Below are 10,628 nucleotides of genomic sequence, written 5' to 3' on the forward strand. Positions count from 1 at the left end.
TTTCCCAAAACTATCGACAAGACTAGCGCACTTCAGGACTCCAAACACAAAGGCCCCCGCGAACCCGAAGGTCGCGGGGGCCGGATGCGCGGGGCAGTCCGATCAGTTGCTGCCCGAAGTGGTGGTGTCCGACGCATCGCTGTCCGCGTCGCCGTCCATGTCGGCATCTTCTTCCGTCGCCGGGTCATTCTCCGGTGCAGGCGCGGCGTCCGACGTGGTGGTGTCGGTGGTCATACCAGTGTCGGTCTCCATCGGCTCATCGGCCATCAACTCGGCCATGAGGATGTCCCCGTCGACGCTTTCCACGCCGGATTCATCGAACTCGGGCGTGTTGCGCAGGTCCTCCTCGGAGACGTTCACCACGAGGAGGCGCTCCTCGGCGTTGAAGTCGAAGGCGCTGATCGGCAGGGCGACGGTGTATTCGCCAAGGCCGAGGAAACCGCCAATGCCAATCACGGCGCGGCCTTCGTCACCGCTCGGGCCACGCAGGACGTAGTCGATTTCGCCCACGTCCTCGCCATCGACACTTTGGACGTCGAGGCCGATGAACTGATCGACGGTCATTTCCGCGATGGTCATCGGCTCTTCGGCCATGGTCTCGTCCGCCATGGTGTCCGTGGCCATCGGTTCCGCGGCCGGTTCCATGGTGGTCGCCGCCGGATCGGCAGCAGGGTCCGCGGCGGTGGTGGTGTCCTGGGCCAGAGCCGGGGTGGTCAGAAGCGAAACGAGCGAGGCGCTCATCAGGAAGGTCTTGAAGGTCATGTCGTGTCCTTTCGATGATCTCTTGGATCGTGTCTGTGATGTCGTAAGAACCGAGAACATGGCGCGGGGGTTTCCGCCTATGCGGGAAAAAAGCCGGGAACCAAAGGCGAGGTCAGGCGTTCGCACGCGTGCACGAACAGAGCACAAAGGAGGCGGGGGCATGCAGAAGCTCTCGAAAACTTTCAGATGCTTAATGGCCATTCATGCCGGGCATCGGGAGACTGGACCTGCCGTCTTGCGTGCCGTCGCGTCACGATAGAAGACGATCCCGGCTGCGGACGTCACGGAACATGCAACATGCCCGCTCCGGCGGCAGCTTGCCCGATTTGACGGTGCGGGCACGCGCGTCACATTCAACTTCCCTTACGTAAGGAATCCCGGACTTCCCCGAATCTATACCATTTGGTAAGGTTTTTCTGTCGACGGCGTATTGAGCCGACATCGCCCGACCGATTTTCGAGGGCACACGATAAAATTTCGACAGGGGGATTTGATCCGTTTGTTTCTTCAGATCGGGGGGCGTGGCCGTATCGGCCCGCCCCCTTTTTACGCTCGGTTTCATGCGCGGCGACGGGCTGCCGCGCGATGCATCCCCTGTACGGAATGTGAAGCAAGCAAGGCATTTTTCGGGTCCTGCCCCCTGTAAACTTCGGGCGATTAGTCTACACTCTGGCCTCCGACTCGATAAGGTGTGGACCATGAGCAGATCAGACCCCTTCGGCTTTGACATGTCGGTCAAATCCGCCAAGAAGAAAAACCCGCGCGGGCGGCGGAGCATGTCCGGCGAACAGGAGACCTCCACCCGCGTGTGCGACCATGAGGGCTGCGAGGAACCCGGCAAGTTCCGCGCCCCGAAAGCGCCGGACGTGCTGGACGATTACTTCTGGTTCTGCCGCGAGCACGTGCGCGAATACAACGCCAAGTGGAGTTTCTTCGACGGCAAGACCGAGGCGGAAATGAACGCGCAGGAGAGCGCCGACAAGGTCTGGGAACGCAGGACGAAGGACTGGCGCGACCCGGAGGCGAAGGCCTGGGCGCGGCTCGGCATCGAGGACCCGCACCAGGTGCTGGGCGACAATGCCACGCGCAACCCGGGGCGGAACAAGCCGGGCGGCGGGCGCAAGCTGCCGCCGACGGAGCGCAAGGCTGTGGAGATCCTCGAGGTCGAGGACACGATGTCGAAGACGGAGATCCGCAAGGCCTACAAGAAGCTGATCAAGGTGCTGCACCCGGACATGAACGGCGGCGACCGGTCGCAGGAGGAGCAGCTGCAACAGGTGGTCTGGGCCTGGGACCAGATCAAGGATTCGCGCAGCTTCAAGTGAGGGTCGGGTCCGGAGCGGTCGGCAACAAACCGCGCCGCTGTCAGATTTCTCTGGACGCACACGCAGGGGTTGTTGTACCCTGATGCTAAAGAGCGGCAATTCCTCAACCGCTTGGCAAAAAATCCACTCACGGACGTGAGCGGGCGACCAGACCGGAGCACCGGCGCGGCGCCCGCTATTTTCGCCCCGGCGTCGGGGTGCGCTGCGGTCCTGTTTTCTTCTCTTTGAAAATACTCGAAAAAAGAGACTGCTTGCTCCGGGCGCGCGACAGGCATGTTGGCCATGCCGGTTTCCGTCGTCCGTAGGGTGGGTTTCCAACCCACCCCCGGATGTCACGCCGGGCGGAACACCAGCGAGACGCCGTTGATGCAATGCCGCTTGCCCGTGGGTTTTGGGCCGTCGTCGAAGATGTGCCCGAGGTGCGAGCCGCAGCGACGGCAGTGGCACTCGGTGCGGGAGCCGAAGAGGCCCGGGTCCGGCTTCGTCTCGACGGCATTGGGCAGGGCCTGCCAGAACGACGGCCAGCCGGTGCCGCTGTCGAACTTGGTCTTCGACGGATAGAGCGGCAGCTCGCAACCGCGGCAGAGGAAGGTTCCGGCGCGCTTCTCGTCATTGAGCGGCGAGGTGAAGGCGCGCTCGGTGCCCTCCTCGCGCATGACGTTGTATTGCAGCGGAGTCAGCATGGCCTTCCACTGCGCCTTGGTCCGCGTCACCTCGAAGGCGGCGGCGGGTTTCGGTGTCGCGGCGAAGCCGAGGGCGGCCAGGCCGGCGAGGAAAGGTCGGCGGTTCATGGGTCTCCTCCTTGATGTCCTTGGAAGATGCGCCCCCGGCGCCGGTCTGGCAATCCGGGGGCGGTGCACGATTGCGCGAGACAAACAGAATACTCGTGACGAACAGTCGCTGCGATACGAGGGAAAGGCCCCGCGCTTGCGGCACAAGGGCGCCGGAGAACAGGGGGCTGACCCCGGCGCTCGGTCGCGGGCGACTGGGATGTGCAGCCCGCGCCAATCCCGCCTCTTACTGGGCGGGCAGAAGAACGCGGTCGATGACGTGGATCACGCCGTTCGATTGGCGCACGTCGGCGATGGTCACGGTGGCCGCGCGTCCGTTCTCATCGGTCAGGGTGATCTTGTTGCCCTTCATCTGCGCCTGCAGGGTGCAACCGCCGACGGTGGGCACCGGGTGCATGCCGCCGTCATCGGCAATCATTCCGGCGATGGCGTCGGACATGGCATTCGCGGCCACGACGTGACAGGTGAGGATCTTGGCCAGCTGCGCCTTGTGTTCCGGCATCAGCAGCTGGGCCAGGCTCTCGTCGGAGATCTTGTCGAAGGCGGCATCGGTCGGTGCGAAGACGGTGAACGGCCCTTCGGAGTTCAGCGTGTCGACGAGACCCGCGGCCTTGACGGCGGCGACGAGGGTTTCGTGGTCCTTCGAATTGACCGCATTCTCGACGATGGTCTTGTTCTCGTACATCGGCGCACCGCCGACCATGGGATTGGCGGCGAATGCCGCGGTGGCCACGAGAGCAGCGCTTGCGGTGTAGGCGAGAAGTGTCAGGCGAGTCATGGGGTGTCCTCCCGGATTGTTCATCCCGAGCCGGTATTGGCTTGGGTCGTTCAGAGACACGGAGCATCTGAGACGGGAGTTTCAGGGGGTCTGACTTTTTTTCGATCACGGGTGCGTGAGCGCTTCGGGAGGGTGAGCAAGGTATTGGACCTAAACTCTGCTCACCCTCTCCCGCGGCCTGGCTGTCACCCCCGGATGGCCAGCGGCCCGGTGGCGAGGATCGGCCCGGTCGGCGCACCGGAGGGCGAGCCGCCCAGCGGTTCGAGCGAGAGCGCCACCGTGGTTCCGGAGGTCATCAGCGGCACCAGCGCCTCGGGCACCGGGATCTGCGTCAGCCCCACCTCCTGCATCAGGCCCACCGACACCGGCGCACTGTCCGGGCCCGGGATCACCCAGATCTCCACGGAGCTATCCTGCGGATAGTCCCCGGCATCGCGGCGCAGCATGAAGGTGCCGCTGTCCGGCGCCCAATGCGCCAGCATCACGTAGCCCTGCTCCTCTGCCACGAGGTCGGCATAGAGATGCGGCTCCGGCGTCAGGTCGAGCATGCCGGAGGTGTAGACCCCCCAGGTCACCGCCGCACCGAGCACGGCGCCGGCCGCATAAGGCCAGAGCTGCTGCCAGAACGGCTTTTTCTTCTCGCGGCCGAACGCGGCGGCCTCGATGCGGCGCCAGAGCGCCGGTGGCGGCGGCACCTCTTCGAGGCTGTCGGTGAAAGTCGTGAAATAGGCGGCCCAGGCCGCCACGTCCTGTTCGAGATCGGGTTCGTCCCGCAGACGCGCCTCGAAGGCGCGGCGCTCGTCTTCAGGCAGCAGGCCCAGCACGTATTCCGCCGCCGCCGCTTCCCAGACTCCCGGCAGGTCGGTCTGATCCAAATCGCTCATCCGCCCAGGCACTCCCGCAGTTGCATGAGACTGCGGCGCAGCCAGGTCCGCACGGTGTTCAGCTTCACCCCGGTCGCCGCCGCGATGTCCGCATAGGTATGGCCGTCAAGATAGGCCCCGCGCACCATCTCCGCCCGGTCCGGCGGCAGTTCGGCCAGGCATTGCTGCAGCAGACGCGCCTCGTCACGGGCCACCGCCTGCGCCTCCGGTCCCGGCTCCGGCGCGCTGAGGCGTTCGGCGAGATCGCCGATGTCGCTCTGCTGTCCGCGCGCGGCGCGGCGGCGCAGCCGGTCGATGGCGGCGTTCCTCGTGACGGTGATGAGCCAGGTCATGGGCGAGTATCCATTAGCACGGTATTGTCCCGCCCGGTCCCAGATCCGCAGGAACACCTCCTGCAGGACTTCCTCGGCGAGCGCGTCCTGCCTCAACACACGCAGCGCGACGCCAAAGAGTTTCGGGGAGGTGCGCGAATAGAGCGCGGCAAAGGCCTTGCGGTCGCCCATCGCGATGCGGGCGATCAGCGCCTCGAGCTCCTCCTGGGGTGTCATCGTCCGCGCCGTCTCCTGTCGCCTTCCCTGCCCAAGATGGCACGATGGGCCGGGGTTGCAAGATCATCTTTGCCCAGGCGCGCCGAAGACAGGCGCACGCGCCCCTCTTGCCTCTCCCCGGCTTTTGATGCACCACGGGCCGGACAGACGCCGGTGAAAGAAGGACGGGACCAAAGATGGCCAGTGGTGAGATCGACATCAACGCGAAACCGACCGAGGAAATTTCGGTTCGTGAGGTCTTTGGCATCGACACCGACATGATCGTGCACGGTTTTGCGGACGCCACGGACCGGGTGCCGGACATCGATTCGACCTACAAGTTCGACCCGGACACGACGCTCGCCATCCTTGCCGGTTTCCGCAACAACCGCCGCGTGATGATCCAGGGCTACCACGGCACCGGCAAGTCGACCCATATCGAGCAGGTGGCGGCGCGGCTGAACTGGCCTGCGGTGCGGGTGAACCTCGACAGCCACATCAGCCGGATCGACCTGATCGGCAAGGACGCCATCAAGCTGGTCGATGGCAAGCAGGTGACGGAGTTCCAGGAAGGCATCCTGCCCTGGGCGCTGCGCACGCCGACCGCCATCGTCTTCGACGAATACGACGCGGGCCGCGCGGATGTGATGTTCGTGATCCAGCGGGTGCTGGAGACCGACGGCAAACTGACCCTTCTGGACCAGAACAAGGTCATCACACCGCACAAGTATTTCCGCATCTTCGCCACTGCGAACACGGTCGGCCTCGGCGATACGACGGGCCTCTATCACGGCACCCAGCAGATCAACCAGGGCCAGATGGACCGCTGGTCGCTGGTGGCGACGCTGAACTACCTCAGCATCGACGCCGAGACCTCCATCGTCCTGTCTAAGGCGCCGCATTACAACAATGAGAAGGGCCGCAAGACCATCCGCCAGATGGTCACCGTCGCGGACTTCACCCGCCGCGCCTTCATGAACGGCGAGCTGTCGACCGTGATGTCGCCCCGGACGGTGATTGCCTGGGCGCAGAACGCCGAGATCTTCCGCAACATCGGCTATGCCTTCCGCCTGTCGTTCCTGAACAAATGCGACGAGCTGGAGCGCTCCACCGTGGCGGAGTTCTACCAGCGCTGCTTCGACGAGGAACTGCCGGAGAGCGCGGCGAGCCTGAGCCTGGGGTGATCGGCCTTCGCATTGACATCGCAGAGCGCCCCTTCGGGGGCGTTTTTGTTTGCACGAAGAGGAATGCGACATGACCTTGTCCATGACGTTGCGGCGGTTCGCGCTGGAGGAAGCGCCGGAAGAACCCGGCGATGACGCGGCGGAGTTTGCTCTGGGGCTGTCCGGGCTGAAATTGCTCGAGGGGCCGGAGGTCCTGCATTTCTTCGAGGGCTGGCATGTGGTGCATTACCTGTCCGCCGGGACTGCCGGGGAGACGGAGCTGCCCGCCGGGTTCCTGCTGGGCGGTGAGGCCTGGCATGAGATCCATCCCGAAGAGGCGCCGCCCCGGGTGCTCGGGCCGGAGGAGGTCAGGGCGGTTGCGGCGCATCTGTCCGCCCTGCCCCATGCGCTGCTCGACGACCGGCTGGCCGCCCTGCGGGGCGAGTCGGAGATCTATCATCGGCCGGAGTCGGACGAGGAGAACGGGCTGGTGCGCGGGGCTTTCGGCACGATCCGGGATTTCATGACGGCAGCCGCAGAGGCGGATCAGGCGGTTCTGCTGACCCTCACGTAAGCCCTCCTGTGGGGAGAAAATTTTGCCGGAACAAGATTTTGTTCGGGGGCTTTGCCCCCGGAGCCCCAGATATTTTTGGACCAAAGAAGACGGACGGGCGCCCGGGGCCGCCCCTGTGGATTTCATGACACTTTTGTGAAAAGTTTCCAAGTTGGTTAACGAAATGGCAGAACATTTGATGTACCGTCCAAAATATGGGCGGTTTGAAAACATACCTTCTGAGCCTCCTGGTGCTCGTGATCGGCGCGGTGACGCCCGCCTTGGCGCTGCCGAACACGGTCCGCGAACAGACCGAAAGTTTCGCCTCCTGCCTGGGACGCTATTCCGCCACGATGGAGCATGAATGGCTGCTGGGCCGGGACGGGATGGAGGCGCGGGAGCGGCGGGCGCTGTTCGAGACGTTGCTCGAGGCCATCACCCCCGACGCCCGCGCCGCGGGATTGGACGGGCCACAGGTGCTGCACATTCGGATCGAGGCGAAGATGACGCAGGCACGACTGCTGAGCACCGCGCATTTCGACCTAGACCCGCGCCGGGCGCGTTATGCCCGGATCACGGCGGAGCGGCTGATGAGCACCTGCCAGCAGATGGTGCTGGGCTGAGGCGCCAAAGGTGGCGGGACACCGCCTTGTGATCGGCCAGCCTTTGCCGACCAGGGGTGATCCGGTTTTCCTTGCCCTGCCCGGCATGGTACTCTGCCGCCAATACCCGCGGTCCGACGGGTTTCCCAAAAGGCAGGATACGAGACATGATGACACGACTGATCCCGGCCACCCTGGCCCTGTTTGCCGCGATGGCGCCGCTGTCGCTGGCCGCTGCTGCCGAGGGTGCGCGGCTGAGCGCCGACGATTTCCTCGCCAAGGTCAACAAGACCGCCGAGAGCGCGGGCAAGGCGCAGGCGCCGGTGGCCTGCGCTGGCCTCGTCGCCGCGCTGCGCATCGCCGCGCCGGACGGCTCGAACGCCAAGGACACCTTCCGCACGCTGGAGGAGGAGATGGTCTTCTACGCCATGATGACGCGCCGCGAGGCCGCGGGCGAGGAACAGCAGGCGGCGATGGATTTCACCGTGCCGCTGGTCCAGAAGGTCAGCGCGGTCTACCTCGAACGCTTCCAGCAGAACAAGGAGGCGGACGGCAAGCTGCTCGACAGCGCGGTGCGCACGAACTTCGGCTTCTGCGAGAAGATGCGCGACGAGATGAAGGCGGCGCTGGAGCAGTAGGGCGTCGCACCGGATCAGTCGTTGGCGAACCCCGGGGGAACGCGGCGTGCGGGGCTGTCGATGACGGCGTAGACGCCGCGGCGTTCCATGATCGCGCCGGACCGCAGCGGACAGGTCGGAAAAATGATCACCGACGCAAGAGCATTCAGCCCCCGGCGTCGGTCGTAGGGAGCCGTGAACCGGTTCATCGCATCGACCCGTGAGAGCGGCTCCTTGAGCGAAACCCGCTGCAGTACCAGCGCCGTGGTGCCGGGAGGAATCGGCCGCAGGGCGTGATCTCATTTTTCCAAGGCCGCACCGAAGTCGTCATGAACCCAGGTCGTTTCGACGGGCGTTCCCTCCTTCGGGTCCACGAAAGTGACTTTGGAGTTGAAATGCCTGTCGGCGTAGGTGCAGAAGGTCTGCTCCGAGGCGTTGGTCAATTCCGCCTCGATGCGTCCCGGTTCGGTAAAGCGCAGGATCCGGAGAGAGACGACCGGCGCGATGTCCGCCTGTGTTTCGGCCCGGTTGGCTTCGAAGCGCTCCGAGTTGTAGGGCTCCGTGCCATCGCAACCCATCGCCAGTCCGCAAAGCAGGAGCACTCCCACTCCCTGCCATATCCGCATCGCCGCCTCCCACCCAACCAACCGGCCCGGTGATCCGGGCACGAAATTCCCGCCGCTCCCCCTTGCCAAAGGGCCGCGTCCGGGGGAAACGTGGCATATGAGCAAGCCCACCGACAACCCCGCCGATCCGTTCAAGAAGGCCCTCGCCGAGGCCACCAAGGTGATGGCCGATGACCCGGAACTGACGGTGTCCTATACCGTCGACCCGTCCGGCGTCAGCGGAGATGCCATGCGCCTGCCGCAGGTCTCGCGGCGGATGACGCGGGAGGAGGTGCTGCTGGCGCGGGGCACGGCGGATGCGCTGGCGCTGTACCGGCGGTATCACGATGCCGGGACGCACACCCGTTATGCCCCGCCGGGGGACATGGCGCGGGAGCTTTACGAGGCGATGGAGACGGCGCGTTGCGAGGCGATGGGCGCGCGGGACATGCCGGGCACCGCCGGCAACATCGACGCCAAGATCGGCGCTGAAGCGGTGCGGCGTGGCTATGGCCAGATCAAGGCGGCGACGGAGGCCCCCCTGCCGGTGGCGGCGGGCTACCTGATCCGGCATCTGGCCACCGGGCGCGATCTGCCGCCGGAAGCGGCGAACGTGATGAACCTCTGGCGCGACTTCATGGAGAAGCAGGCCGGGGAGACGCTGGAAAATCTCGACGACGTGCTGAACGACCAGTCTGCCTTTGCCCGGCTGGCCCGGCAGATGATTTCCGATCTTGGCTATGGCGACCAGCTTGGCGACGATCCCGACAGCGAGGATGACGAGGCCGAGGACGAGGGCCAGGAGGACGGGCAGGACGACGAGGAACAGCCCGACCAGTCCGGGGACGACGACGACAGCGGCGAGGAGGCGGACGCCTCCCCGGAGCAGTCGCAGGACGAGACCATGGACCCGAGCCAGGCGCAGGTCTCGATGGACGACGCCGCCGATCAGGAGCTTGGCGACGAGACGGAGATGCCGGAAGGCGAAGCCCCGCTGGATCCACCGCCCCCCGCGCCCTTCTCGGAGGCCGATCCGGATTACAAGGTGTATTCCACCGAGCACGACGAGGAGATCCTCGCTGAGGACCTGGCGGAACCTGCGGAGCTGGAGCGGCTGCGGGCTTACCTCGACCAGCAGCTGGAGCCCTTGAAGGGCGCGGTGTCACGGCTGGCGAACAAGCTGCAGCGCCGCCTGCAGGCGCAGCAGAACCGCTCCTGGGAATTCGACCGGGAGGAGGGCATCCTCGATGCGGGCCGTCTGGCGCGGGTGGTGGCGAACCCGACGACGCCGCTCAGTTTCAAGGTCGAGAAGGACACGGAGTTCCGCGATACGGTGGTGACGCTGCTGCTCGACAACTCCGGCTCCATGCGCGGGCGGCCGATCTCGATTGCGGCAATCTGCGCCGATGTGCTGGCGCGGACGCTGGAGCGCTGCAACGTGAAGGTCGAGATCCTCGGCTTCACCACGCGGGCGTGGAAGGGCGGACAGGCACGCGAAGCCTGGCTGAACGCGGGGCGCGAACAGCAACCGGGACGGCTCAACGACCTGCGGCACATCATCTACAAGGGTGCGGATGCGCCCTGGCGGCGGACGCGGGACAACCTCGGCCTGATGATGAAGGAAGGGTTGCTCAAGGAGAACATCGACGGTGAGGCGCTGGAATGGGCGCATCGGCGGATGGCGGGACGACCCGAGGCGCGGAAGATCCTCATGGTGATTTCCGACGGGGCGCCGGTCGATGACAGCACGCTGTCGGTGAACCCAGCGAACTACCTCGAGAAGCACCTGCGCGACGTGATCGCCATGGTGGAGAAGCGCAAGCAGGTGGAATTGCTGGCCATCGGCATCGGCCATGACGTGACGCGGTACTATGACCGCGCGGTGACGATCACCGATGTCGAGCAACTGGCCGGGGCGATGACCGAGCAGCTCGCGTCGCTTTTCGACAGCGATCCGCGGGCGCGGGCGCGGGTCATGGGGATCAAGCGCAGCGCGTGAGGGGTTTCGGCTTGCCTTCGGC

Annotated in this window: 13 protein-coding genes; 6 read left to right on the forward strand and 7 right to left on the reverse strand. The window is 65.3% G+C overall.

Features of this window, described 5'->3' with window-relative positions; all coding sequences use genetic code 11:
- Positions 1–102 precede the first annotated feature (102 nt).
- Positions 103–762, reverse strand: coding sequence for a PRC-barrel domain-containing protein (locus tag ACP159_RS05605; RefSeq protein WP_425098659.1), 660 nt, complete (start codon positions 760–762; stop codon positions 103–105).
- Positions 763–1,460: 698 nt separating this feature from the next.
- On the opposite strand from ACP159_RS05605, the gene ACP159_RS05610 reads away from it, so the two are divergent.
- Complete coding sequence (locus tag ACP159_RS05610; protein ID WP_425098660.1) at positions 1,461–2,087, forward strand: J domain-containing protein; 627 nt, start codon at positions 1,461–1,463, stop codon at positions 2,085–2,087.
- A gap of 332 nt (positions 2,088–2,419) precedes the next feature.
- On the opposite strand, the gene msrB is transcribed toward ACP159_RS05610, so the two are convergent.
- The 4 genes from msrB to ACP159_RS05630 form a co-directional block, all read right to left on the reverse strand.
- The gene (gene msrB / locus ACP159_RS05615) at positions 2,420–2,878 is read right to left on the reverse strand and encodes a peptide-methionine (R)-S-oxide reductase MsrB (protein WP_425098661.1); all 459 of its coding nucleotides are present in this window, start codon (positions 2,876–2,878) and stop codon (positions 2,420–2,422) included.
- A gap of 226 nt (positions 2,879–3,104) precedes the next feature.
- Complete coding sequence (locus ACP159_RS05620) at positions 3,105–3,656, reverse strand: fasciclin domain-containing protein (protein WP_425098662.1); 552 nt, start codon at positions 3,654–3,656, stop codon at positions 3,105–3,107.
- A 185-nt stretch (positions 3,657–3,841) separates the two neighbouring features.
- Positions 3,842–4,540 carry an anti-sigma factor gene (locus tag ACP159_RS05625; RefSeq protein ID WP_425098663.1) on the reverse strand — a complete coding sequence of 233 codons (699 nt, stop codon included), beginning with the start codon at positions 4,538–4,540 and terminating at the stop codon, positions 3,842–3,844.
- On the reverse strand, positions 4,537–5,088 hold the full coding sequence (locus ACP159_RS05630; RefSeq protein ID WP_425098664.1) for a sigma-70 family RNA polymerase sigma factor: 552 nt from the start codon (positions 5,086–5,088) through the stop codon (positions 4,537–4,539). Before ACP159_RS05630 ends, ACP159_RS05625 begins: the two co-directional genes overlap by 4 nt.
- A gap of 176 nt (positions 5,089–5,264) precedes the next feature.
- Here ACP159_RS05630 and cobS point away from each other — a divergent pair, with 176 nt between their 5' ends.
- From cobS to ACP159_RS05650, 4 genes are all read left to right on the forward strand, one after another.
- A complete protein-coding gene (gene cobS, locus ACP159_RS05635) occupies positions 5,265–6,251 on the forward strand; it encodes a cobaltochelatase subunit CobS (protein ID WP_425098665.1) in 987 nt (328 codons plus the stop codon).
- 70 nt (positions 6,252–6,321) lie between these two features.
- Positions 6,322–6,804 (forward strand): DUF1877 family protein, encoded by a 483-nt coding sequence (locus ACP159_RS05640; RefSeq protein WP_425098666.1) that lies wholly within the window; start codon positions 6,322–6,324, stop codon positions 6,802–6,804.
- Positions 6,805–7,007: 203 nt separating this feature from the next.
- The gene (locus ACP159_RS05645; protein WP_425098667.1) at positions 7,008–7,406 is read left to right on the forward strand and encodes a hypothetical protein; all 399 of its coding nucleotides are present in this window, start codon (positions 7,008–7,010) and stop codon (positions 7,404–7,406) included.
- Between the two features lie 146 nt (positions 7,407–7,552).
- Positions 7,553–8,023 carry a hypothetical protein gene (locus tag ACP159_RS05650; RefSeq protein ID WP_425098668.1) on the forward strand — a complete coding sequence of 157 codons (471 nt, stop codon included), beginning with the start codon at positions 7,553–7,555 and terminating at the stop codon, positions 8,021–8,023.
- Positions 8,024–8,037: 14 nt separating this feature from the next.
- Here ACP159_RS05650 and ACP159_RS05655 read toward each other — a convergent pair whose 3' ends face one another.
- Together ACP159_RS05655 and ACP159_RS05660 are read right to left on the reverse strand one after the other, a co-directional pair.
- On the reverse strand, positions 8,038–8,211 hold the full coding sequence (locus tag ACP159_RS05655) for a hypothetical protein (RefSeq protein ID WP_425098669.1): 174 nt from the start codon (positions 8,209–8,211) through the stop codon (positions 8,038–8,040).
- Positions 8,212–8,301: 90 nt separating this feature from the next.
- Positions 8,302–8,604 carry a hypothetical protein gene (locus ACP159_RS05660; RefSeq protein ID WP_425098670.1) on the reverse strand — a complete coding sequence of 101 codons (303 nt, stop codon included), beginning with the start codon at positions 8,602–8,604 and terminating at the stop codon, positions 8,302–8,304.
- 121 nt (positions 8,605–8,725) lie between these two features.
- On the opposite strand from ACP159_RS05660, the gene cobT reads away from it, so the two are divergent.
- Complete coding sequence (gene cobT, locus ACP159_RS05665; protein WP_425098671.1) at positions 8,726–10,606, forward strand: cobaltochelatase subunit CobT; 1,881 nt, start codon at positions 8,726–8,728, stop codon at positions 10,604–10,606.
- The last annotated feature ends 22 nt before the right edge of the window (positions 10,607–10,628 follow it).

The organism is Tropicibacter sp. S64, from assembly GCF_049803835.1.
Lineage (GTDB): Bacteria > Pseudomonadota > Alphaproteobacteria > Rhodobacterales > Rhodobacteraceae > Pacificoceanicola.